The organism is Cyclobacterium sp. L-R (genome assembly GCF_056859355.1).
Genome location: NZ_JBSXOH010000034.1, coordinates 63,965 through 87,517, shown reverse-complemented (window position 1 = coordinate 87,517; position 23,553 = coordinate 63,965). Strand labels below are relative to the sequence as shown.

The 23,553-nt window shown below is 38.3% G+C and carries 23 protein-coding genes and 1 pseudogene; 22 read left to right on the top strand and 2 right to left on the bottom strand.

Annotated features, from left to right (window positions below):
• The first annotated feature begins 61 nt into the window (after nt 1-61).
• The 11 genes from AC13EX_RS03280 to AC13EX_RS03230 all read left to right on the top strand — a co-directional run bounded on the left by AC13EX_RS03280 (nt 62) and on the right by AC13EX_RS03230 (nt 9,394).
• Nucleotides 62-1,702 (top strand): acetolactate synthase large subunit, encoded by a 1,641-nt coding sequence (locus AC13EX_RS03280; protein WP_048644031.1) that lies wholly within the window; start codon nt 62-64, stop codon nt 1,700-1,702.
• The gene (locus AC13EX_RS03275) at nt 1,699-3,096 is read left to right on the top strand and encodes an aldehyde dehydrogenase family protein (protein ID WP_048644032.1); all 1,398 of its coding nucleotides are present in this window, start codon (nt 1,699-1,701) and stop codon (nt 3,094-3,096) included. Before AC13EX_RS03280 ends, AC13EX_RS03275 begins: the two co-directional genes overlap by 4 nt.
• Nucleotides 3,097-3,363: 267 nt before the next feature.
• The gene (locus tag AC13EX_RS03270) at nt 3,364-3,963 is read left to right on the top strand and encodes a YdeI/OmpD-associated family protein (RefSeq protein WP_482891529.1); all 600 of its coding nucleotides are present in this window, start codon (nt 3,364-3,366) and stop codon (nt 3,961-3,963) included.
• Between the two features lie 41 nt (nt 3,964-4,004).
• Complete coding sequence (locus AC13EX_RS03265; RefSeq protein ID WP_482891528.1) at nt 4,005-4,649, top strand: YdeI/OmpD-associated family protein; 645 nt, start codon at nt 4,005-4,007, stop codon at nt 4,647-4,649.
• A 39-nt stretch (nt 4,650-4,688) separates the two neighbouring features.
• Nucleotides 4,689-5,231, top strand: coding sequence for a DUF1697 domain-containing protein (locus tag AC13EX_RS03260; protein ID WP_482891527.1), 543 nt, complete (start codon nt 4,689-4,691; stop codon nt 5,229-5,231).
• A gap of 339 nt (nt 5,232-5,570) precedes the next feature.
• A complete protein-coding gene (locus tag AC13EX_RS03255) occupies nt 5,571-6,386 on the top strand; it encodes an alpha/beta hydrolase (RefSeq protein WP_482891526.1) in 816 nt (271 codons plus the stop codon).
• Nucleotides 6,387-6,517: 131 nt separating this feature from the next.
• Entirely contained in the window at nt 6,518-7,099 is a 582-nt protein-coding gene (locus AC13EX_RS03250) for an O-methyltransferase (protein WP_482891525.1), read from the top strand.
• A 125-nt stretch (nt 7,100-7,224) separates the two neighbouring features.
• Nucleotides 7,225-7,683, top strand: coding sequence for a DUF1569 domain-containing protein (locus AC13EX_RS03245; RefSeq protein WP_482891524.1), 459 nt, complete (start codon nt 7,225-7,227; stop codon nt 7,681-7,683).
• A gap of 193 nt (nt 7,684-7,876) precedes the next feature.
• On the top strand, nt 7,877-8,221 hold the full coding sequence (locus AC13EX_RS03240; protein ID WP_482891523.1) for a hypothetical protein: 345 nt from the start codon (nt 7,877-7,879) through the stop codon (nt 8,219-8,221).
• Nucleotides 8,222-8,301: 80 nt separating this feature from the next.
• Nucleotides 8,302-8,667, top strand: coding sequence for a DUF1801 domain-containing protein (locus AC13EX_RS03235; RefSeq protein WP_482891522.1), 366 nt, complete (start codon nt 8,302-8,304; stop codon nt 8,665-8,667).
• A 211-nt stretch (nt 8,668-8,878) separates the two neighbouring features.
• Nucleotides 8,879-9,394: a hypothetical protein gene (locus tag AC13EX_RS03230; protein ID WP_482891521.1), complete on the top strand. Its 516-nt coding sequence runs from the start codon at nt 8,879-8,881 to the stop codon at nt 9,392-9,394.
• 103 nt (nt 9,395-9,497) lie between these two features.
• Here AC13EX_RS03230 and AC13EX_RS03225 read toward each other — a convergent pair whose 3' ends face one another.
• Nucleotides 9,498-10,385, bottom strand: coding sequence for a LamG-like jellyroll fold domain-containing protein (locus tag AC13EX_RS03225; protein ID WP_482891520.1), 888 nt, complete (start codon nt 10,383-10,385; stop codon nt 9,498-9,500).
• Between the two features lie 219 nt (nt 10,386-10,604).
• Here AC13EX_RS03225 and AC13EX_RS03220 point away from each other — a divergent pair.
• Nucleotides 10,605-12,197, top strand: a pseudogene (locus AC13EX_RS03220) (sulfatase family protein).
• A gap of 21 nt (nt 12,198-12,218) precedes the next feature.
• Nucleotides 12,219-16,046 (top strand): PVC-type heme-binding CxxCH protein, encoded by a 3,828-nt coding sequence (locus tag AC13EX_RS03215; protein WP_482891519.1) that lies wholly within the window; start codon nt 12,219-12,221, stop codon nt 16,044-16,046.
• Here AC13EX_RS03215 and AC13EX_RS03210 read toward each other — a convergent pair.
• Entirely contained in the window at nt 16,043-16,660 is a 618-nt protein-coding gene (locus tag AC13EX_RS03210) for a hypothetical protein (RefSeq protein WP_482891518.1), read from the bottom strand. The two genes, AC13EX_RS03215 and AC13EX_RS03210, sit on opposite strands and share 4 nt — an antisense overlap.
• Nucleotides 16,661-17,018: 358 nt before the next feature.
• On the opposite strand from AC13EX_RS03210, the gene pdeM reads away from it, so the two are divergent.
• The 9 genes from pdeM to gldC are packed head-to-tail and all read left to right on the top strand — an operon-like array spanning nt 17,019 to nt 23,038.
• Nucleotides 17,019-17,702, top strand: coding sequence for a ligase-associated DNA damage response endonuclease PdeM (pdeM, locus tag AC13EX_RS03205; protein WP_482891517.1), 684 nt, complete (start codon nt 17,019-17,021; stop codon nt 17,700-17,702).
• A gap of 42 nt (nt 17,703-17,744) precedes the next feature.
• On the top strand, nt 17,745-18,635 hold the full coding sequence (locus tag AC13EX_RS03200; RefSeq protein WP_482891516.1) for a cell division protein FtsX: 891 nt from the start codon (nt 17,745-17,747) through the stop codon (nt 18,633-18,635).
• A 4-nt stretch (nt 18,636-18,639) separates the two neighbouring features.
• Nucleotides 18,640-18,843 carry a DUF3098 domain-containing protein gene (locus AC13EX_RS03195; protein WP_048644046.1) on the top strand — a complete coding sequence of 68 codons (204 nt, stop codon included), beginning with the start codon at nt 18,640-18,642 and terminating at the stop codon, nt 18,841-18,843.
• Between the two features lie 5 nt (nt 18,844-18,848).
• Nucleotides 18,849-19,643, top strand: coding sequence for an undecaprenyl-diphosphate phosphatase (locus AC13EX_RS03190; RefSeq protein ID WP_482891515.1), 795 nt, complete (start codon nt 18,849-18,851; stop codon nt 19,641-19,643).
• Complete coding sequence (truB, locus tag AC13EX_RS03185; protein ID WP_482891514.1) at nt 19,643-20,332, top strand: tRNA pseudouridine(55) synthase TruB; 690 nt, start codon at nt 19,643-19,645, stop codon at nt 20,330-20,332. The genes AC13EX_RS03190 and truB overlap by 1 nt, the downstream gene beginning before the upstream one ends.
• Nucleotides 20,319-21,269 carry a bifunctional riboflavin kinase/FAD synthetase gene (locus AC13EX_RS03180; RefSeq protein WP_339713801.1) on the top strand — a complete coding sequence of 317 codons (951 nt, stop codon included), beginning with the start codon at nt 20,319-20,321 and terminating at the stop codon, nt 21,267-21,269. Before truB ends, AC13EX_RS03180 begins: the two co-directional genes overlap by 14 nt.
• Nucleotides 21,262-21,957, top strand: coding sequence for a CoA transferase subunit A (locus AC13EX_RS03175; protein ID WP_048644050.1), 696 nt, complete (start codon nt 21,262-21,264; stop codon nt 21,955-21,957). The genes AC13EX_RS03180 and AC13EX_RS03175 overlap by 8 nt, the downstream gene beginning before the upstream one ends.
• 12 nt (nt 21,958-21,969) lie before the next feature.
• On the top strand, nt 21,970-22,638 hold the full coding sequence (locus AC13EX_RS03170) for a 3-oxoacid CoA-transferase subunit B (protein WP_048644051.1): 669 nt from the start codon (nt 21,970-21,972) through the stop codon (nt 22,636-22,638).
• Between the two features lie 58 nt (nt 22,639-22,696).
• Nucleotides 22,697-23,038 carry a gliding motility protein GldC gene (gene gldC, locus AC13EX_RS03165; protein ID WP_048644052.1) on the top strand — a complete coding sequence of 114 codons (342 nt, stop codon included), beginning with the start codon at nt 22,697-22,699 and terminating at the stop codon, nt 23,036-23,038.
• Nucleotides 23,039-23,553: the final 515 nt, after the last annotated feature.

Sequence of the window (23,553 nt, the reverse complement as noted above, 5' to 3'; positions counted from 1 at the left end):
TTATCCAAAGCTCGGTTTTTTCTATCTTGAAATTGAAACCACAACCAAAAACTTTTATTGTATGAAAGCATCAGATTTATTTGTAAAAGCACTGGAAAAAGAAGGTGTGGAATATATTTTTGGCCTTCCCGGAGAGGAGAATCTTGATATACTGGAGTCTTTAACGGATTCAAAGATTAAATTAATTTTAACCAGACATGAGCAAGGGGCCGGTTTTATGGCGGCCACCTACGGAAGGCTAACAGGAAAACCAGGGGTATGTATGTCAACACTTGGTCCAGGTGCTACCAATTTGTTTACTCCTGGAGCTTACGCTCAATTGGGCGCCATGCCCATGTTAATGATAACTGGTCAAAAGCCAATTAAAAAAAGTAAGCAAGCACGCTTTCAGATAATAGATGTGGTCGATATGATGCGCCCTATCACCAAATACACGAAGCAAATTGTAGATGGCAATGTAATCGCTTCTAATATTCGGGAAGCTTTTCGCTTGGCCACTGAAGAACGTCCGGGAGCTGTACACCTGGAGTTACCGGAAGACATTGCCCAAGAGGAAGTGGATGATCATGTATTTGATGTGGTAAGCCATTTATTGCCCAAACCGGACGATGCCGCTATTTTAGCTGCGACTGAGATGATTCAAAAGGCTAAGATGCCTCTATTGCTAATTGGAGCTGGTGCCAACAGGAAAGTGATATGCAAAGCCCTTGCAGATTTTGTAGACAAAACAGGAATCTACTTTTTCACTACCCAAATGGGAAAAGGGGTTATCGATGAGCGACACCCACAATATCTTGGAACAGCAGCGCTTTCAAGCAATGATTTTGTGCATGCTGCCATAGATGAATCTGACCTAATTATCAATGTAGGTCATGATGTTATTGAGAAACCTCCTTTCTTTATGAAGCAGGGTGGTAAAAAAGTTATCCATGTCAATTTCTCTGCAGCCGAAGTAGACCCGGTATATTTCCCACAATTAAATGTTGTTGGTGATATTACCAGTTCTGTTGAGAAATTATCGGAAGCAGTAAAACCTTCTAAAAGTTGGGATTTTAATTTTTACAAAAAAGTAAAATCTGAGGTTTCTCAACATCTAAGCAAATATTTTGAAGATGAACGCTTCCCTACCTTACCCCAAAGGTTAGTCAATTTACTGAGGAATAAACTTGGGGAAAAAGATGTGATCACCTTAGACAATGGAGTGTATAAAATCTGGTTTGCCAGGAATTATACTTGTTATCATCCCAATACTCTTTTGCTAGACAATGCTTTGGCAACCATGGGGGCCGGTCTCCCATCTGCCATGTGTGTTAAATTATTAAACCCAGACAAAAAAGTAGTAGCTATTTGCGGTGATGGAGGATTTATGATGAATTCTCAGGAACTGGAAACAGCAGTACGATTGGGATTAAACATGGTGGTAATTATCCTCAATGATGAATCCTATGGCATGATCAAATGGAAACAAGAAGACATGGGCTTTAAAGATTTTGGTTTAGACTTTAAAAACCCTGACTTCGTGCAGTATGCCAATAGCTATGGGGCACACGGTCATCGCCCAGAGAGTGACAAGGAATTACAAGAAATTCTGGATAAAGCACTTAACAACCCGGGCGTACATGTAATCGACCTAAAAGTTGATTATTCTCTAAACCACCCGATCTTAAATGTAATGTTGAAAGAAAAAATTTCTAAGTTATGAATGAGGAATTAAAAGTATATTCACCTTATGACAATACACTAATAGGCACTTTACCTATGACCAACGCGGAAGAGTTGGAAAAAATAATAGAAACCGCTCATGTCCTTTTCCAGGACAGAAAGCAATGGATTCCGGCCCATAAAAGGATTGCTATATTGGAAAAGGCCAGGGCAATAATGGAGGGAAAAATTGAAGAACTGACCAACAAAGCTGCTCAAGAAGGAGGAAAGCCTTACCAAGACTCCAAAGTAGAAGTAAAAAGGGCCATCAACGGATTGAAAATTGCAACCGAAGAAATCTCCCATATGAAAGGTGGGCAGATCCCTATGGGAATCACTGAATCTTCAATGAATAGGCTGGCATTTACCATCCGTGAGCCTATTGGTGTGGTAGCTTCCTTGTCCGCGTTCAACCATCCTTTAAACTTGATTGTTCATCAAGTGGTTACTGCATTTGCAGCAGGTTGCCCGGTTATCGTCAAACCAGCAAGCAAAACACCATTTTCTTGCCTGGCATTGGTAGAAATACTTAAAGAGGCTGGAGTACCAGAGGGCTGGGTTCAATCCATCAACTGTAGCAATGAACTCGCAGAAAAATTAATAAAAGACCATAGAATCAATTTTCTATCCTTTATAGGTTCTGCCAAGGTTGGCTGGTCACTTAAATCTAAAATGGCTCCTGGAACAAGGTGTGCATTGGAACATGGAGGTGCAGCTCCAGTGATAGTTGAACCAGATGCGGTTATGGAAGACATGGTGCCTTTATTGGTTAAAGGCGGTTTTTACCATGCTGGACAAGTTTGTGTGTCGGTACAGAAGGTGTTTGCCCACAGCTCTATAGCAGAAAAGCTGGCTAAAGACATTGCCGACGCAGCGAAAAAATTAAAAGTTGGCGACCCATTGGCAAAGGATACGGAAGTTGGGCCATTGATACAAACTGGAGAAGTGGACCGTGTGGATGAATGGGTAAAAGAAGCCATTTCAGGCGGTGCTGAGCTATTGTGTGGTGGTAAAAAAATCAGTGATACTTGTTATGAACCTACCGTATTACTTAATCCTTCAAATGATGCCAAAGTTTCAAAAGAAGAGATATTTGGTCCAGTTGTGTGTGTGTATGCCTACGATGATAGAAATGAAGCCATTGACTTGGCCAATAGCTTGGAGCTCCATTTTCAAGCTGCCGTTTTCACAAAAGACCTTGACATCGCCTTAGATACAGTACACAAATTAAATGCTACCGCCGTTATGGTAAATGACCATACTGCCTTTAGGGTAGATTGGATGCCATTTGGTGGAAGGGATGCTTCTGGGGAAGGAATGGGGGGAATACCTTATTCCATGCACGAAATGACACGTGAAAAACTCATGGTCTTCAAAAGTAAATTATTGCCTTGATCAATATTTACTCTTTTTATTAAAATGGCTTTTCGAATCAGTTGAAAAGCCATTTTTTTGTCCATATATAGTGAACATTAGAATTCACCCTGAAAATTAGCCAGATAAAGTGAGAGTAAACTACCCTGAAAAAACGGCCTCTTTCTCCAATACAGATTAACCATCCCCCATTATAGCTCAATTAATAGGGGCTACAAAAATTTTATTTTTTGTTTAGAAACATATATTGTGATATTTTAGAGTGTCATAAATAATTCAGCAGTATCTATGAATTCTAATGTTGATTTTTATTTCGCTAAAGGCAAAAAATGGCAGGCAGAAATGAGCCTATTAAGAAAGGTGATTTTGGAATTCCCATTGACCGAAGAATTGAAATGGGGTGTTCCATGTTACACAATGCCCTCAAGCGCCTCCACCAAAAAAAGCAATAATGTTCTATTGATTCATGCTTTTAAGGAGTACTGTGCCGTATTGTTTATTAAAGGAGCATTATTAAAAGATGCTGACAAGGTACTTGTTCAACAAACTGAAAATGTGCAGTCAGCTAGGCAAATGCGGTTTACAAATGAAGAAGAAGTCCAAAGGCTTTCACCAACCTTAAAACTTTTAATCAAGGAGGCCATTTCAATTGAGAAAAAAGGCTTAACTGTACCAAAGAAAAAAACAACAGAATATACCATTCCTGAAGAATTTCAGAAGGAACTTGATAAAGACCCTGAACTACTCGCTGGCTTTAAATCACTAACTCCAGGTAGGCAAAGAGCCTATCTATTGTATTTTTCCTCAGCAAAGCAATCCAAAACCCGATCTTCAAGAATAGAAAAATACAAGCACAATATCCTTAATGGAAAAGGATTGGATGATTAACAGGACCTTTGCTTAGAAAGCTCAAAAAATAAGAGAGAACAATGAACCTTGGAGTAGACCATTATTTAGCAGACGGCTGTGGACGTTGTCCATTGGGAGCTACACCAGATTGCAAGGTGAATAACTGGCGGGAGGAATTGAAGCTTTTAAGAAAAATTATTCTAAGCTGTGATCTCACAGAAAAAATTAAGTGGGGTGTTCCTTGCTATACAATTCAAAACCCTAAAACCAGCAAGTCAGAAAGCAATGTATTAATAATGAGTGCCTTTAAAGAATATTGCTCAGTAAGTTTTTTTAAAGGAGCACTACTCAACAATGTAGACAATCTCCTAGAAAAACCTGGCAAAAACACCCAAGCTGCTAGATTAATCAAATTCACCAATGTTCAACAAATAGTGGATAATGAGAAGCACATTCGAAAATTAATTTTTGAAGCCATAGAAGTGGAAAAGGCAGGTTTAAAGGTAGAAAAGGAACATAACCCAGCTGAAATCCTCCCCGAGGAATTAAAGGTCAAATTCATTGAAAACCCAGACTTTAAATTGGCTTTCCATACATTAACCCCAGGAAGACAAAGAGGATATATTTTGTATTTTTCACAACCAAAGCAAGAAAAGACCAGGCTGTCTCGAATAAATAAATACCTTCCAAATATTATGGAAGGAAAAGGCATGCAAGATAAATAGCCTTTTCAATTAAAAATAAATAAGTATTCAGCAAATAACATGGAGAAGAAAATCGCGATTCTAAGAGGGATTAATGTTGGTGGTAAGAAGAAAATTTTGATGGCGGACCTAAAATCCATGTTTGAAGGATTGGGCTATTCAGAGGTCTTAACATATATCCAAAGTGGTAATGTGATTTTCACTTTTGAAAATCACATTACTGAAACAGAAATGGCTGAAGCCATAGAAATAGCAATTAAAAATAAATTCGGTTTTGATGTTCCAGTAATCGTATTAGCTGCCAAGGAGATACAAAACACTTTTAAAAACAATCCATTTTATGGAACTACTGATACAGACATCTCAAAACTCCACGTGACCTTCTTAGCTGATGAACCTGAAATCGAACTGCTTAATAAGATTCAAGCTTTGGATTTCAGTCCTGATAAATTTGATATTATAGGAAGAACTGTTTTTATTTATTGCGAAGGAAAATACCATCAGTCCAAGTTAACCAATAACTTTTTTGAGAGTAAACTTAAAACCTCAGCAACTACAAGGAACTTAAAAACTGTCAAAAAACTTTGCGAATTAAGCCAATAAACCTATCCAATAAAAAGAACATGAACTTATAGCCAATGAAATCCATAAGTAATTTAAACCCGAAATATGCAATAGACATTCTATTACGGCTGAAATCGCTTTAAAATACCCAATCGTTGCTGTTTTCAATTTCACCATAGCGGTGCTATGCTAAAATCTCCAAACAGTCTGATTTTCTTGCGATTGCAACACTTCTCGTAAACACGGAACAGGCATCACCCCTGACTATCGTCAGGGCCAGGAAATCCTATTAAATAATCCGGGTTAAAAATTCAATTGTCCTACTTTTAAAAAATCGAGCATATATAAATTCCCAAAATATTTAACCAACCCAATCCCATGAAAAGAATTGTATTGATTTTATGCTTTGCCTTATCGGCATTGTATACCCATGCGCAGGGGGACAATTATGAAATCGTTGAGAACATCCCTTATTATGGGGATGAATTAAGGAAATCAGATGCTTACATTGCTGAGCGCTGTGTGCTGGATATTTATTACCCTAAAGACCTGAAAAGTTTCGCTACAATAGTTTGGTTCCATGGTGGCGGAATCACTTCCGGGAAGAAAGAAATTCCAGAACCTTTAAAAAACAAAGGAGTAGCTGTGATTGGGGTAAACTATAGATTATCTCCAAAAGTCAAAGCCCCCGAATACATAAAAGATGCGGCCGCAGCAGTTGCCTGGGCCTTTCAAAACATTGCCGACTATGGAGGAGACCCTACAAGTATTTTTGTTTCCGGACACTCTGCCGGTGGCTATTTGGCAAGTATGATAGGCTTGGATAAATCCTACCTTGCAGCCCACAAAATAGATGCAAATGACATTGCCGGATTGATTCCTTTTAGCGGTCATACGATTACACATTTCACTATACGCGGTGAGCAAGGAATCCCTGGAGAACAACCTACCATAGATAAATATGCGCCCTTGTTCCATGTCCGAAAAGATGCTCCTCCACTATTATTGATCACAGGAGACCGTGAACGCGAACTTTTGGGAAGGTATGAGGAGAACGCATACCTAATGCGTATGATGAAAGTAGTTGGACATAAAAAAACTGTCTTGTATGAAATGGATGGTTATGGACATGGAATGACGCACCCTGCCTTTCCTTTATTAATCAATGAAGTCAAAAGAATTATTGGAAAATAAACCTTGCTATATTGCAAGTCTATTTGCACAGTTTCTAGGAAAAAAAGAGGCTTCAGTGAAAAAGAATTAACCCTAAAAAAGCTAGGAAACCAGCTTTTAGGAAAAAAATAAATTTAGCTATAACAATAACTATGGATCAGTCCAATATTACAGACATTCCCTCTGTTTACCCAAAAATTCAAGCCAAATCCGATGAGATTGGCTTTAGCATGCCTTCTGATTTGTACATTGGTAGTTTGCTAAAAACACTTATTTCCTCCCGTACAAATGCCAATATTCTGGAATTGGGCACAGGGATCGGCTTGTCCTTGGCATGGATGGTGGATGGATTAGGAAAAGATGGTTTACTTACCACCATTGAAAACGATCCCGAATTAACGGACATTGCAAAGGATTATTTTGGAACAGACCCAAGGCTTTCTATTCTTTGTGAAGATGGCGAAAAATGGATAATAGGCTATTCGGGTCCACAATTCGATTTAATATTTGCAGATGCATGGCCAGGTAAATACAGCCAGATAGATGAAATATTATCTATGGTAAAAGTTGGCGGCTTTTACATAATTGATGACATGAATCAACAAGAAAACTGGCCAATAGGACATGCTGAAAAAGCCGAAAACCTAGTTAAATACCTTGAGAAAAGGAATGACTTTAACCTAACCAAAATGAATTGGTCAACGGGTGTAATTCTCATGACAAAAATAAAGTAGACTTAGGGAAAACATTAATATTTCGAATATTAACCTATCCCAAAGAACTGAAAGAAATTGCATTTAGAGGACTCGTTTTAGTCTAAAAATCGTAAATAACACATTCAAACTTTAAGGACATTAAAATGGCTTTACCCAATATATTTAACAAAAGTGTAACGGATGAAATGATTGCACGAATCAATAAGCTGAAAGCGGATACCAAACCTGAATGGGGTAAAATGTCGGCCCCGCAAATGCTTGCCCACTGCAACGTCACCTATGAAATGGTATACGAGAACAAACATCCCAAACCAAATTTTTTCATGAAGTTTATTTTAAAAACTTTTGTGAAAAACATAGTTGTAGGTGAGAAACCATACAAACGCAATTCCCAAACAGCTCCGGCTTTCCTGATTACTGATTCCAGGGATTTTGATTTAGAGCGTAAAAGACTTATTGGTTATCTAAATCAAACACAGCAACTAGGAGAAGAAAGCTTCGATAACAAGGAATCTCATTCCTTTGGCAAGCTTAGCAAAGTAGAGTGGAACAATATGTTCAACAAGCATCTTGACCACCATTTAACGCAATTTGGGGTTTAAATTATTTCTAGAAATTCATTGTTTTTAGAAACTAGAGCTACGACCAAAATGCATTGTTCCTGATATAGGAAAATTTATAGGCTTCTGTGGCTTTCATTTTAATTTAGAGAAAATCAACCCTTATGAAATTGGGTAAGTGAAAGCTCCTGACTATCGGTATAAAGAATTCGGTAAGGCATAGAATAGTTTAAAGATGATAAAACCTGCAAATAAAAATCTTTTACCTTTCCCTGATTTTGTTAAGCGAGTTTTCAGTTATGGATCCATTGCTTCTGCTATTCTTATAGTATCTCTTGGAATAGGCATACTTGGGTACCACTATATAGGTGAATTAGAATGGATCGACAGCTTGTACAATGCGTCCATGATTTTGACTGGAATGGGGCCTATTGATGAAATGTCTACCAATGCGGCCAAATTATTTGCCTCCGCCTATGCACTCTTCAGTGGGGTGGTGTTTTTAAGTACTGTTGCGATATTTTTTGCACCCTTTGCCCACAGGTTAATGCATTTATTACATATAGAATCAATTGATTAAGGATGAGGAAAAGCGCCTTCACTAAATTATTCGCCGTGTTTACAGTAAAAAATTAGTCCACTTACAAATTCACCGTCCTCTTGAAGAAAATAGACTCATTTTACCACAATACGCCTGAACCTGAGCGAAGTGTATTTTTAGCTATCAGTAATTTCATACTTTCTCTGGATGGAAATATCAGCACTGATTTGAAATACGGCATGCCCTTTTTTAGCTATAAAAATAAAATGTGTTGTTACCTGTGGAAAGACAAGAAAACAAATGAACCCTATATCGGGATTGTTGAGGGAAATAGAATAAACCACCCCCAACTTGAAAAAGGTAATCGAAGGCGGATGAAGATTTTACGCGTTGACCCGAACTTGGACATTGACATAGAGACCATCAGTGAGATTTTAAATAGCGTAATCGCCCTGTATAAAGATGGGACCATCAAAACCAAATAAGTAGGGCTGCTAGGTTTTCGGCAGGGATTTTGGCAGCAAAAATAGCTAAGCCATTATAATTAGAATTTCAATATAATGTTAGTATTTCACCAATAAACAAATGGTAATTAATCCTTTATAAAGTTAAAAGTTCACACCATCAATTTCTAATTCCCATAGGAATAGCTTATTATAGTAATTAATTCTACCAACAAGCCCAAAAGAACCAAACATGCACTTATACAACTATAAACGAAGAGACCTACGAAACGGCATTCACTTATTGGGTGCTATCCTTATATTGACTAGTATTTTCGTCTTATTAAGCCCCTTATTTATTGAAGCTGGGGAAAAGTTGCAGAAAACTCTATGGGTAGGTATCAGTGTATTCATTGCAGGACTCCTTATTATCAATACCTATGAGGGAACATTGATTAATATTGACGACAATAAGGTCAAGGATTACTTTTCATTTTGTGGTTTTAAAACCGGGAATTGGAGAAAACTTCCTGTAGTAAAAGCCATTAAGTTAGTTCCTATTGAGCAAAAAACAAGCAACACTCCGAATGGAATAAGTCCGACTTTTATTTCTATAAAATCCAGTTATGAAATCATCCTCATTTTTGCTCCTGAACATCCTACTTATGCCTTTTCATATACCAATAAAACTTTAGCCCATAAGAAGTTAGAATTACTTTCGAAAAAGCTTTTAGTAGATAATAAAAAAACAATTCCATCACGGAATTGAGCAATCAAAATGCAACAAAACCTTATTTCATCACATAAATGGAAATCAACTGATTAACCCTATGTTAAATTTAAGGCAAAAAGATTAGACCATTTGAACTGGTTTAATCCGCTTTAGTCGTGAATCCATTTTCCACCATTGTTTGCTGAAAAATCTCATTTATCTCTATTTCATCTAAAACCTTGTCAAAAACAGCCAATCCTCCAATTTGTCCATTGAAAAAATTCCCCATTCCTCTGGAAAGAACTACTGCCCCCACTGTAAAATCCGAACCGTTATTTCCTATGCCCTTTTTAAAATGATAGGGGTTTTTGGAATGAACTAGGCCATCAGGAAGTCCTTCAAAACCTTTGGTGTTATTGATTGGCTCAGGTGCTCTTTCCTGAAACTCCCCATCTAAAAAGGCCTTAATGTATTCACCGTCATAGGTAAAAGCAATATAGTGCCATTCCCCTTTGGTTAGTTTTTGCTTACTTGCTGCATAATCGCAACTGTAAGGAAAAGGTGGTGTAGGACCACCGGAATAGGAAATATGGCCACAAACCTGAGCTGCGCCATTATAATGTGGGAGGTCTACAAACAATCCATATTGACGTTTACCTCCATCCGTATATTCATTCCACATTCCACCCACAAAACCTGTTTTACCTTCCCACTTCACCCAGGCCATTACCGTAACACCTTGATTTTTACCATGTATATTAAGCTCACCCGTATTTTCATAAGGCAAAGAGAAAAAAGCCTCATTTTCCATTAGGGCTGAATATCCTGTCAATGGTCCCTCGGCAACTCTTTCAACACTTCCATTCATTTCTTTAAGTGGAAATTCTCCCTTACCTACAGCCAACCTTTCATGGCCTGCTTCTTCTTCAAAACCCCAGGCAGCTACAAGACCATCCCTTTCTTGAAGTTGGGTCATGGGATCACTTTCCTTACAACTGAGCAGAAGGAGAACAGAAATCAAAAAATAAGCTAATTGTGAAAATTTCATGGTAGACAATTTATTAGTTGATCAAATATAATAAAGGAACCTGATTCAACAAGGCATTTCCCCAGTCTCAAACCCTTTCTATGCCTCGTTTTACTCCTCACAAACCACAGCAGGATAATTGGAAAATAAAATTTACAACAAGGTTTTACACCTAACAATTTCTAGATCACCCAATATTCTATATATTGTTTACTTCTTTAGCTATTTGCAATTGAGAAGATGAAATTTATCAATATGAAAAGACAACCATACCTGTCATGGATGATGAAACCCTTTGTTTTTTTCTTGCTTTTTGTACTGGCCTCCTGCTCAGAAAAACCAAAAGATGAAGAAGAGACACCTAAGCAACCTAATATACTGTTCATCTTCACCGACGACCATGCCTTTCAAGCCATTAGTGCTTATCAAGGTCGTCTTGCAAAATTGGCTCCCACTCCAAATATAGATCGTATTGCAGCTAAGGGAATTCTTTTCAACAAAGCCTATGTAACCAATTCTATATGTGCTCCTTCAAGAGCTTCAGTGCTCACGGGAACACATAGTCATGTAAATGGGCATAGAACAAATGCAGATACTTTTGATGGTAGTCAAATCACCTTCCCTAAACTTCTCAGAGAAAATGGCTACAACACTGCATTGATAGGCAAATGGCACTTGAAATCTGTACCCACAGGCTTTGATCATTGGGAAATCCTTCCTGGCCAAGGGCACTATTACAATCCTGATATAATTTCTGCTACAGACACTACGATTGCAGAAGGCTATGTTACGGATATTATTACAGACAAGTCTTTGAAATGGCTGTCTGAAAATCAGGATAGTGGAAAACCTTTTTTGCTTATGCTTCAACACAAAGCACCTCACCGAAAATGGGAAAAAGGTCCTGAGCATTTAGACCTTTATGAAGAGCTTACCTTCCCCGAACCAGACAACTTATTTGATGACTATGCCACCAGAGGTACTGCAGCCAAAACACAAGACTTGAGCATAAATAAAACCATGGATTTGGCTTCTGATTTAAAGATATGGACAGATGAAAATAAAAAAGGTCCAGTATTTAATCGTACCTATGGACGAATGAATGACAGCCAACGTGCCAATTGGGATGCTACTTATGATCCAATTATAGCAGATTTTCAGGCTAAAGACCTTAAAGGTGATGATTTGATCCGATGGAAATACCAAAGGTACATGAAGGATTACCTGGCCACTATTAGATCAGTGGATGACAATGTGGGACGTGTATTGGATTACCTTGAGGAAATTGGGCTCAACGAAAACACTTTGGTGGTATACACTTCAGATCAGGGGTTTTATTTGGGAGAACACGGTTGGTTCGACAAGCGTTTTATGTATGAAGAATCTTTCAGAACGCCCTTATTGATGCAATGACCTGGTAAAATCCCGGAAGGGATTACCAGTGACAAACTTGTTTCCAATCTTGATTTTGCCCAGACCTTTTTGGATTTGGCAGATATTCCTGCCCCAGACCGCATGCAAGGCCGCAGTTTAGTTCCTTTGATGATGGGGAATACTCCAGAAGATTGGCGAGACTACTTGTATTATCATTACTATGAATTCCCTGCGGTTCATAGTGTTAGAAAACACGAAGGTGTTACAAGTGAAAGGTATAAATTAATGCATTTTTATGAATTGGACGAATGGGAACTCTATGACCTTGAAGCTGATCCCACCGAAATGAATAACATCTATAACGACAGTTCCTGCGATTCCATTAAAACCGCCATGACGGATCGCTTAAAACGTATCAAGACCCAATATGGAGTCATCGTACCCAAAAGCAATTATTAAGTCAATACCAAGCCCAAAACCATGCGAATAACTTATTCTCTAATCCTAATTGTATTTATTGTTTTCGGTTGTGGACAAAGCAATAAAAATGAAGAATCCAAAACATTAACCGGAGCTGATAGCCTTATTGTCAAGCTTGACGAATCAAATCAACAGGTACAGGTTTTTAGAAAGGGAGATTTGAAAACACCTCTTCTAACACAGGTGGCGGAAACAGATTTCAGGCCTTATATACATCCAATAGTGGCTCCTGATGGTAAAGGCATTCTGACAGAAAAAAGCCCCAATCACCACAAGCACCAAACGGGAATCTATTGGGGATTTACAAGGGTGAATCAAAGAGATTTTTTCCATAATCCAGGAGGAGATTATTGGAAAAAAGTCGCTGTCAACGTATTGGAAGAAGAAGGTGAGCGTGTTTCTTGGCAAACAATCTACGAAATGCTGGACAGCTTGGGAAATCCTTTAATGACAGAAACGCAGACCTGGACCTTAAAAGCCCAAGGACAGCAATACCTATTAGACCTGGATTGGAACGGTCAGGCCCAACAGGACCTAACGATAGGGAAGTATGATTATGGTGGGCTATTTGTCCGGATGCCCTGGAAGGAAGGCATAGATTCAGAAATCATCAATACTGCTCGACAAGTAAATGAATTGGCCGAAGGAAAAAATTCAATGTGGATCAACCTGGGCATGCAGGTAGAAGGAAGGGATAACAGGGCAAATATTGCTCTGTTTGATCATCCTGACAATAAAGGCTACCCGCAAAAATGGAGAGTGGACAACCAATTTGGGCTGGGGCCTGCCTATACCAGAGATGAAGATTGGAAAATTGATAGTGGTGCCAATGAACAAATTAAACATCGATTATTTTTCTACACCGATGAATTCAATGATGTTGCCATCACTGAGGCCTGGGCCGAATATACAGATCGAAAAGGCAAGTACAACACTGCCTCATTGTGGCAATTGGCCAGAGATGAAGGTAGAAAAGCTAAATTCCTAAACCCACAAGAGGCCATCGCAGCCATGACAATAAAACCTGGTTTTAAAGTCAATGTATTTGCTTCAGAACCTATGATTACCCAACCCATGGCATTTTGTTGGGATGATAAGGGAAGGTTATGGATAGCTGAAAACAAGGATTATGAATCTAGGCAAGATGGATTTTCAAACAGCGGAAATAGCCGGATACTCATCCTTGAGGACAGTGATGGAGATGGACAAGCTGACACGAAAAAAGTCTTTATGGAAGGCCTGGCCTTTCCTGCAGCACTGGCTGTAGGTTTTGATGGTGTATATGTAGGAGCACCACCAAACCTCCTTTTTATCCCTGACAAAGATCAGGATGACAAAGCAGATGTAGAGGATATTGAAGTATTGCTAACCGGATGGGGCATAAGAGATAGACATGAGACACTGAACAGCTTACATTGGGGACCTGATGGCTGGCTCTATGGTCTTCAAGGTTTTGCCACACCTTCCAAAATAAGAAATCCTACTGAGGAAGAAAAAACAAAATTGTATTACCACAAAGACCCCTTCCCTGAGGGCCTACTTGAAGCCGATGGAGTAGACATTAATGGTGGGGTATGGCGGTACCACCCTACGCAACACAATTTTGAAGTAGTGGCTCACGGTTTTAGCAATCCTTGGGGAATAGATTACGATGCTAAAGGCCAACTCATCATGTCTGCCTGTGTCATTCCCCACCTATGGCATGTGATACCAGGCGGAATTTTTCACAGGCAAGGAGGGCAGCATTTCAACCCTTATGTATATGAGGACATTAAAACAATCACTGATCACAGTCACCGTTCTGCGCATGGAGGTGCAAGAATTTACCAGTCAGATGCCTTTCCTGAAGAAGAAAGAGGAAAGGTTTTTATGGCCAATATCCACGAACATGCCGTCTTAACAGACAAGTTGGTACCAAATGGTTCGGGTTTTATAGGCAAGCATGCAGATAATTTCTTAATGGCCAATAATGCCCAGTGGGTAGGCTTTAGCATGGAAGTGGGGCCTGATGGTGGCGTTTATGTATTGGACTGGCATGATGCTGATATTTGCGGACAAGAAGTCCTAAATGGTGAAACGGGAAGGGTTTTTAGAATAATGCCTGAAAAGAGCTTGGCAGAAAACTGGAAAGGACGTTACTCAGACCTCAATTTACTTTCTGATCTGGAACTGGTAGAATTGCAAAGCAGCAAGAGTGACTGGCATGCCAGAAGAGCCCGGGGTATTCTTCAAAAAAGGGCATATAAGGGTGAAATAGAAGAAAAAGCGATAAAAGCATTAAAGGTACTTTTTGCTAATAAAAAGAATCCTGACCTAAGGTTAAGGGCACTTTGGACCTTGCATCAGACAAGAAATTGGCAAACAAGTGAACTGATTCAGAATCTAAGAGATGCTGATCCCTATGTTCGTTCTTGGTCAATTCAGTTGCTTTGTGAAACCAAAACCCCACCAGAAGAGGCGCGAAGTTTATTTTTAGAAATGGCCAAAAATGACCCCTCTCCTACTGTGAGGCTTTATCTGGCTTCAGCTTTACAACGGATACCTGAAAACTGGAAATGGGACCTGGTAACTGATTTATTAAGCAGGAATGAGGACAGCAATGACCATAATGTGCCCAAACTTATATGGTTTGGCATATCTGACCTAATTGAAAAAGACCCAGAAAGATTTATGGCATTGGCCAACCAGTCCCAAATACCTTTGCTAACCGGATACATGGCAAGAAGAGCTGTGGATGGGGAAGAATTGAAACACCTCGTAAGCACCATCCAAATGGCTACTTCCAATAAAGTTTTATTACTTGAAGGCATGATCAATGGTATGGAAGGGAGAACGGATTTAATTGCGCCTGATAATTGGAAAAAGCTGGAAAGTCAGTTAAAAGGTAATAATTCTACTGTCAAGCTTGCTGAAGACATCAGTGCCTTATTTGGAGATGCGGAAGCTACACAAAAAGCACTGGCCAATTTAAAAGGCAATTCTGCAAGTCGTGAAGACAAAATAAAATCCCTTCAATTACTGACGGCCAGGCAAAAAAATGAATTGGTCCCATTACTCCCGGATTTATTCAAAGATAAAGAAATGCGTACAACCGCTATCCGGTCTGCTGCTGCTTTCAATAACGAGCATTTGGGCAGGGAACTTATAAAATTGTACCCAAATTCATCTGCTGAGGATAAAATAGCCATTCTCCAAACCCTGTCATCACGCCCAAGGTATGGCAATCTACTTTTGGACGAAATTAAAGCTGAAAATATTGTGAAAAAGGAAATCCCCGTCACCTTGGCTAGGCAGCTTCATAGGGTAATTGGGAGTGGCTTTGTTGAATTTTGGGGTCCAATAGAGCATGTGCCTAATGATGCGGCGGCCTATGACAGCTACCGATCAATTCTAACAACAAAAGCACTGGAAAAAGCAGACCTTAAAGCGGGAAAACGGCTTTTTATGCAATCTTGTGGGACTTGTCACAAAATGTTTGGGGAGGGAGCTGAAATAGGTCCTGATCTGACTGGGTCCAACCGAGCGAACACAGATTATATTCTCCTTAATGTACTTGAGCCTAGTGCTGAAATTCAGGATGCTTATAAATTGGTAGTCATCACCACAATGGATGGTCGTACTTACACAGGTAACGTTGTGGCTGAAAACGGTAAACAGTTAACCTTAAAAATCGCTGGACAGGAGTCTGTGAAAATCAACAAGTCTTCCATTCAAAACAAAGAAATAACCAATGTCTCTTTAATGCCTCCTGGTTTATTTGAGTCATTGAGCGAGAAAGAAATTGTGAATTTAATGGCCTACCTTAAAAGCTCGAAAAAAATAGATTAATAAAGGTAACCATTGTTAAATTTAATTCTGATGCCTGCCGAATTGTTCAGCAAATGGGTCCATTTTGAGGATGGGTTTCCCCAAGTTGGATGGTCGCCAAGGTAACGTCCTAAGTCGTAGGATAGCTTGTAATAAACGGACAAGTAGGGATTAAATTCAAAATTAAATCCCGCTTTTGGCGCCAGTACACCTTTGGTAAATACTTGGGTTGTCCTTTCAGAAGAAAGGACAACATTTTGATCAGTCTTTAAATTAATGAATTGAAAACCTGCCTCTATTCCTGAGAACAATGAAAAGTTACTTTTGACAAAATAATCATAACGAAAAGATCCTTTGGTTTCAAACAACTGTTGATGCTGGTCTACTAGGCCATCTTCTGAATAGTATCGATTCAATCTATAAGCCCCAATATTAAACCCATAACTTACAGAATGGGCAAAACGGTAATCATTTACATGATGATTAAAACCAAGCTCATAGCCTAAAGAAGGCCTGTAAACACTCTTTTCCTGACCAAACAAAACTTTTTGGGCTAAGCCACCACTTATTTCAACCTGTTGGCCAAAACCATTACTGGCACTTAAAAAAAATACAAAGCTTATAAAGATGGCCATTTTTAACCTCTCAATAAATTTTAATTTTCTGCAATCCATAAAGTTTTAAGATAGTTTAATTTTTCAACGCGAAATACGCCATAGATTCCAATTGGAATCCTTTCCCAATGAAAATAAAGTCGATCAACACTATTGGATAATTTGGGTTTTAAAGGAACAAATGCCTAAACAATATCCATTCCAAAAATTACAGAATTGATATTTTAGTCTTCATTACTTTGAGTCAGATAGAACTTAAACGGTAAACCGCTTAATTCATTGTAAAATCTATATAACTTACTTTTCGACCAAAGCCCAAGCAATCCATGCTTCAAAACCCAAAGAAAAAATTACCTTTGTGATCAAACTTTTATAACCTTTGGCAGCAACAGACAACGGAACATATATTTGGAATCATGAACTGGCGACTTTACATTTATTAAAAGAAAAGGCCATATGGATAGCGGAGGAAAACAGCCTCTTGTTGGCTGACACTCACTTTGGTAAAGCTGCTCATTTTCGAAAGGCAGGTATACCTGTTCCAGAAAACATTCATTTGGCTGATTTTACTCGAATCCACGAATTATTGACTTCTACTGGTGCTTCTAAAGTATTATTTTTAGGAGACCTGTTTCACAGTGCTGCCAATGAAAGCTGGTTTACATTACTTGAATTTATTGAATTGCATCCCAATATTGATTTCCATTTGGTAATGGGCAATCATGATATATTGACAGATACTATTTACAAAGACAGCCCATTATTAATTCACTCAGGAAATTTAAAAATGGGCAATTTGCTCTTAAGCCATAAACCTCAAGAAGGACTACCTAAGGGTATTTTAAATATTTGTGGCCATATCCATCCAGGTATAGTCTTAAAGAAAAATGGTAAACAAAGCTTTAGATTGCCGGCCTTTTATCATAAAAACAACACATTGATTATGCCTGCATTTGGTCAATTTACCGGATTATTTTGCATGGATGTAAAAAGTGCCGAAAGCGTCATGGTAACAACTCCAGAAAAGGTAATTCCAATCAAATTAAATAATAAGGTTGGTTAAGTTAATATACCTGATTAATTTTGACAAACACACTATTATGTGATGGCTAAATTTAAGAGAAAAAAAACGAGACTGGGAAGTTATAAATTTGCCAGCGTATTATTCAGCATAACCCTATCATTGCTAATGATGGGGCTTTTTGGTGTAATTGCCATTCAGGCGAAAAAGCTAACTTCCATAATACGTGAAAACATAGAAGTTCAGGTATTTCTAAACAAGGAAATGGAGCAATCCAAAATAGACAAGCTCATCAGCCAGATGAGAAAGAAACCCTATGTTCTTAAAAAGGAAGATACTGCCATGCTTCAATTCACAAGCAAGGATGAGGCTGCAGAGGTATTTTTAAAGGAAGTAGGGGAAGATTTCACCCAATTTCTGGATGACAATCCCCTCAGAGATTCTTTTACCTTTTCCATAAATGAGGAATTTCAAACCTCTGAGAAAATTCAAGAAATTGTAACAGAGATCGAAGCTATCCCTGGTGTTTTTGAAGTTACCTATATGCAAGATGTAGTATCTTCTATCAATGAAAACTTATTAAAAGTAGGCATTGTATTGGGAGCATTGATTTTAATTCTACTTATAACGGTGGTGATTTTAATAAGCAACACAATAAAACTGGCTTTATTCTCTCAACGTTTTTTGATCCGAAGCATGCAACTCGTTGGTGCTACAAAGGGATTTATAAGAAGACCGTTTTTGTGGCGTGCCTTCCTTTATGGCGCATTGGGAGGCATTATTGCCTCAGGTATTATTTTCAGCCTGCTGGAATATGGTAAAAATTTCATTGAAGGATTACAATTACTTTACGATATAGAATTGCTCGCCATGTTATTTGGAAGCCTAATTTTATTGGGAGCCTTAATGTCCTGGTTAAGTACTTACCGCTCTATCAATAAATACCTCAACATGTCTTTGGACGAATTATACTAAGAATATGAAAAACAATCCATTGCCTTTTTCGAAAAAAAATTATCAGCTCATGCTTATCGGTATTGCAATCATCGTGGTTGGGTTTGCCATTATGGGATTAGATAGCAGCCCTCATGGGTTTGGCTTTATGGGTTTAACCTTAGGCCCTATTGTAGTATTATCAGGTTTTCTTTTTGAATTTTACGCCATTTTTTATAAAAATAAATAAAAGTAATGACCATTTTTGAAGCAATTATTTTGGGTATAGTTCAGGGGCTTACTGAATTCCTACCTGTATCATCCAGCGGACATTTAGAAATTGCAGCTGCACTACTGGGTAGCAATTCTGTCCCCGAAGAAAGTTTACTATTTACTGTAGTCGTCCATTTTGCCACTGCTTTAAGTACACTAGTCGTATTTAGAAAAGATGTTGCTGATCTTTTAAACGGATTGTTTCAGTTTAAAAACAATGAGGAAACCCAATTTTCCTTAAAAATCATCTTATCCATGATTCCTGCTGTTGTGGTAGGTTTACTTTTTGAAGAACAGTTGGAGCAATTGTTTGGTGGTAAGGTTGTTTTTGTAGGATTCATGCTTTTGATAACGGGCTTATTACTCTATCTGGCAGACAAAGCAAAAAACACAGGTAAACCAGTTTCCTTTGTCAATGCTGTTATTATTGGGATTGCGCAGGCTGTCGCCATGTTGCCAGGAATTTCTCGCTCTGGAGCAACTATTTCGACTTCTGTTTTACTGGGTATAGATAAGAATAGAGCAGCAAGGTTTTCTTTTTTAATGGTAGTTCCATTAATCTTAGGAAAAATAGGTAAAGATGTTTTATCAGGTGACCTGACTTACCAAAGTGACCAGTTTGGAAGTATGGTTATCGCTTTCACTGCGGCATTTGTCGCAGGACTTATAGCATGCACATGGATGATTCAACTTGTTAGAAAAAGTAAGTTGAGTTATTTCTCAGTTTATTGTGTCATAGTTGGTGTACTCGCCATTGTTGCTGGAACATATTATTAATGAACAATCAGCAAATACCATACGGAGAAGTTTTTCTCGTCAACAAACCCTACAAATGGACTTCTTTTGATGCCGTAAAAAAGCTAAGAAATGCGCTTAAGGTAAAGAAAGTAGGACATGCAGGCACCCTTGATCCTTTGGCTACAGGCCTATTGATTATTTGTGCTGGAAAAGAAACGAAAAACATCGAACAGTATCAGGCTCAAAAAAAGGAATACTCTGGTACTTTTGTTTTGGGTAAAACCACTGATTCTTTCGATTTAGAGCAGGAGGTGATTGATGTTGCCGACCCAATGCATCTGACCGAGGAGGAGATTTTAAAGGCTGTTGCTACCCTTACGGGAGACATCATGCAAATTCCACCAAATCATTCCGCTATTAAAAAGGATGGAAAACGCGTCTACGAATCTGCAAGAAAAGGGATTACTGTAATACTTGACCCTAGGCCAGTTACTGTGGAAGTATTTGAAATAACCCGTATCGAGCTACCAGAAATCCATTTCAGGATAGTTTGTTCCAAGGGAACTTATATCAGAAGTCTGGCAAGAGATCTTGGAGATGCGCTTGAGGTGGGTGCATACATGTCGGCCCTTTCCCGAGATGCTATTGGTGAATTCAAGCTAGAAAATGCCTGGGAGCTTGATCAATTGATAGAAAAAATCAAAAAAGAGCAAAATGAAAATTTATAAATCTCTTGATGATTTCCCTGACATTCAAAAACCTGTAGTTACGATTGGCTCTTTTGATGGTGTGCACCTTGGCCATCAAAAAATACTCAAAAGACTTAAAAACATTGCCAAATCCATAAATGGAGAAACCGTATTGGTCTCCTTTTGGCCCCATCCGAGAATGGTATTGTTTCCTGAATCGCATGGGATAAAATTGCTTTATAGCTTTAATGAAAAAGTAGCACTTTTAGAAAGTTTTGGCATTGATCACCTATTAAGTATTCCATTTACGATGGAGTTTTCTAAAATGGAATCTAAAGATTTTATTGAGAAAATATTAGTAGAGAAAATCAAAACCAAGAAGCTGGTCATAGGCTACGACCATCGATTTGGCAGAGGCAGAGAAGGCAGTTTTGCCCACCTACATGCAGAACAAGGTCGGTATAATTTTGAACTTGAGGAAATCCCCAGAAAGGACATAGATAATATAGGCATAAGTAGCACCAAAATCAGAAAAGCACTCGAAACGGGAAATATCGTTTTAGCCAATGAATTTCTTGGCAGACCTTACAACTTACAGGGAGAAGTAATAGAAGGTGATAAAATTGGTAGAACTATAGGCTTCCCTACAGCCAATATTAAACTTGAAGAAAAGAATAAACTGGTACCAATGGATGGGGCATATATTGTAAGGGTTTTGATAGAAGACAAAGCCTACGAAGGTATGCTTAATATAGGCATTCGTCCAACTATCTCTGGCGAACGAAGAAATATTGAAGTAAATATTTTGGACTTTGATCAAGACATTTACGGTAAAATCATTAACATGGAGTTATTGGCATTCCTACGTCCTGAGAAAAAATTTGAGAACCTCAATGCCTTAAAAAAGCAATTGAATATAGACCAAGAACAGGTAGTAGATTTCTTTTCTGCAACAAACAAGAAGTCTAATGATTGATAAAACTGTAAAAGATGCACATGAAGCAGTCTCTGATATAGAAAATGGAGCTGTTATACTTATTGGTGGTTTTGGACTTTGTGGCATACCTGAAGCCAGTATCAATGCATTGCTAAAGACAAAGCTTAAAGGCCTGACCTGCATTTCCAATAATGCGGGAGTTGATGATTTTGGAGTAGGTTTACTCATCAAACAACATATGCTTAGAAAGTTAATCTCAAGCTATGTAGGGGAAAATTTAGAGTTTGAAAAACAATTCAAAGCCGGAACCCTGGAATTAGAATTGATACCTCAAGGGACGCTTGCGGAACGGATAAGAGCTGGTGGTGCTGGCATACCTGCTTTCTATACCCCGGCTGGGGTTGGCACACATTTAGCTGAAGGCAAAGAAGTAAGAGAGTTTGACGAACGTTTATTTTTATTGGAACGTTGGATAAAAGCTGATTTTGCACTTATTAAAGCCTGGAAAGGTGACACTGCCGGAAATCTGATTTATAAAGGAACAGCCAGAAACTTTAATCCATTGATGGCCACCGCAGGTAAAATCACTATCGCTGAAGTGGAAGAACTGGTACCGGTGGGAGAGTTAGACCCCAACCAAATTCATACGCCTGGAATATATGTGCAGCGCATTTTTCAAGGTGACAATTATGAAAAAAGAATAGAAAATCAAACCGTTAGAAAATAATCTTTACTACGCATGCTAAGCAAGAAACAAATAGCTCAGAGAATCGCCAGTGAGATCAAAGACGGTCAATACATATATCTAGGCATTGGCATCCCCACTTTAATTGCCAATTATCTTCCGGAACAGCTACAGGTTGTGTTTCAGTCGGAAAATGGACTTTTGGGAATAGGCCCATATCCGGAAACGGAAAATATGGATCCCGATATAATCAATGCAAGCAAAGAAACCATAAGTATGGTCAAGGGCTCCTCTTTGTTTGATTCTGCAGAAGCTTTTGCCATGATCAGAGGAGGGCATATTGACCTTTCCATTTTAGGTGCATTGGAAGTATCAGAAAATGGGGACATAAGTAACTGGAAAATCTCATCCGGGCTTGTAAAAGGTGTCGGAGGGGCATTGGATCTGGTAGCTTCTGAAGCTAAACTTTATGTAGCCATGCATCATTGTCATAAAGATGGTAGTTCCAAATTGCTTAAACATTGTGAGATGCCTATTACGGGAATTAGATGCGTTCAAAAGATTTTCACAGACCTTGGTGTATTCACTATACTTCCTGAAGGTGGTTTTAAACTCTGTGAAAGAGCTCCTGGCGTCAGTATTGAAGAAATAAAAGCAAAAACCGAAGGAAGACTTGTAATAAAGGGAGATATAAAGGAAATGGAATTGTTTGATAGGGATTAGTGAAGGCACTTTGCCAATTCTTTCTTAATTTTGCATGAATAAATTGAATCTAATAAAAATGAAAAAATCTGAGATCAAATTTACTGTTTCCCTGGACGATGATAATCTGCCAAAAAGTATAGAATGGGATGCTACTGACAAAGAAGCCGAAGGGGCTGAATCTACCAGAAGCATAAGTTTGAATGTTTGGGATACGCTTAACCAAAGTACCTTAAGAATCGATCTTTGGACTTCAGAAATGTCAGTTGCAGAAATGAAAAGATTTTATATTGATATTTTAGGTGGTATGGGACAAAACATATTGAACAGCACAGGAGACGAATACTATTCTGAAGAGATAAAAGCCCTTTGTGACCGTTTAGTAAAACATGTCAACGAGGAAAACGAAAAAAAGCAATAATTCTTTGAATGCTTTAGAGGTACAATTACCTCTTTATTTTAATTATAGCAAATGGATAATCCTTAATTTGGATTATCCATTTTTGTATACAAAGGTTTTAACCCGAAATATGCAATAGACATTCTATTACGTGTTGAAATCGCTTTAAAATCAGCCACTTCGTTGCTGTTTTCAATTTCACCATAGCGGTGCTATGCTAAAATCTCCAAACATCCTGATTTTCTGCGATTGCAACACTTCCCGTAAACACGGGACAGGCTTCACCCCTGACTATTGTCAGGACGGAGAAATCCTATTACATAATCCGGGTTTAATGATAAATAATCACCAACTGAACGCAATTTGAAAGCATCTACAAAAAGCTCATTTTTTAAGTGTCCAATGTTTTAATTAAAAACAAAATTGAAATTCGATATCTTAACTTTGTGTAACACTATTTTATTAGGAATTTTATTGTAAATTAATAACAAGTTTATACGAATAATAGCAGAGCTCAATTGTTAACAATTTAATAC

Excerpts from the sequence above, each read along its gene's own strand:
- AC13EX_RS03280 (WP_048644031.1), top strand. The coding sequence starts at position 62 with ATGAAAGCATCAGATTTATTTGTAAAAGCACTGGAAAAAGAAGGTGTG.
- AC13EX_RS03275 (WP_048644032.1), top strand. The coding sequence starts at position 1,699 with ATGAATGAGGAATTAAAAGTATATTCACCTTATGACAATACACTAATA.
- AC13EX_RS03270 (WP_482891529.1), top strand. The coding sequence starts at position 3,364 with ATGAATTCTAATGTTGATTTTTATTTCGCTAAAGGCAAAAAATGGCAG.
- AC13EX_RS03265 (WP_482891528.1), top strand. The coding sequence starts at position 4,005 with ATGAACCTTGGAGTAGACCATTATTTAGCAGACGGCTGTGGACGTTGT.
- AC13EX_RS03260 (WP_482891527.1), top strand. The coding sequence starts at position 4,689 with ATGGAGAAGAAAATCGCGATTCTAAGAGGGATTAATGTTGGTGGTAAG.
- AC13EX_RS03255 (WP_482891526.1), top strand. The coding sequence starts at position 5,571 with ATGAAAAGAATTGTATTGATTTTATGCTTTGCCTTATCGGCATTGTAT.
- AC13EX_RS03250 (WP_482891525.1), top strand. The coding sequence starts at position 6,518 with ATGGATCAGTCCAATATTACAGACATTCCCTCTGTTTACCCAAAAATT.
- AC13EX_RS03245 (WP_482891524.1), top strand. The coding sequence starts at position 7,225 with ATGGCTTTACCCAATATATTTAACAAAAGTGTAACGGATGAAATGATT.
- AC13EX_RS03240 (WP_482891523.1), top strand. The coding sequence starts at position 7,877 with ATGATAAAACCTGCAAATAAAAATCTTTTACCTTTCCCTGATTTTGTT.
- AC13EX_RS03230 (WP_482891521.1), top strand. The coding sequence starts at position 8,879 with ATGCACTTATACAACTATAAACGAAGAGACCTACGAAACGGCATTCAC.
- AC13EX_RS03225 (WP_482891520.1), bottom strand. The coding sequence starts at position 10,385 with ATGAAATTTTCACAATTAGCTTATTTTTTGATTTCTGTTCTCCTTCTG.
- AC13EX_RS03215 (WP_482891519.1), top strand. The coding sequence starts at position 12,219 with ATGCGAATAACTTATTCTCTAATCCTAATTGTATTTATTGTTTTCGGT.
- AC13EX_RS03210 (WP_482891518.1), bottom strand. The coding sequence starts at position 16,660 with ATGGCCATCTTTATAAGCTTTGTATTTTTTTTAAGTGCCAGTAATGGT.
- AC13EX_RS03200 (WP_482891516.1), top strand. The coding sequence starts at position 17,745 with ATGGCTAAATTTAAGAGAAAAAAAACGAGACTGGGAAGTTATAAATTT.
- AC13EX_RS03195 (WP_048644046.1), top strand. The coding sequence starts at position 18,640 with ATGAAAAACAATCCATTGCCTTTTTCGAAAAAAAATTATCAGCTCATG.
- AC13EX_RS03190 (WP_482891515.1), top strand. The coding sequence starts at position 18,849 with ATGACCATTTTTGAAGCAATTATTTTGGGTATAGTTCAGGGGCTTACT.
- truB (WP_482891514.1), top strand. The coding sequence starts at position 19,643 with ATGAACAATCAGCAAATACCATACGGAGAAGTTTTTCTCGTCAACAAA.
- AC13EX_RS03180 (WP_339713801.1), top strand. The coding sequence starts at position 20,319 with ATGAAAATTTATAAATCTCTTGATGATTTCCCTGACATTCAAAAACCT.
- AC13EX_RS03175 (WP_048644050.1), top strand. The coding sequence starts at position 21,262 with ATGATTGATAAAACTGTAAAAGATGCACATGAAGCAGTCTCTGATATA.
- AC13EX_RS03170 (WP_048644051.1), top strand. The coding sequence starts at position 21,970 with ATGCTAAGCAAGAAACAAATAGCTCAGAGAATCGCCAGTGAGATCAAA.
- gldC (WP_048644052.1), top strand. The coding sequence starts at position 22,697 with ATGAAAAAATCTGAGATCAAATTTACTGTTTCCCTGGACGATGATAAT.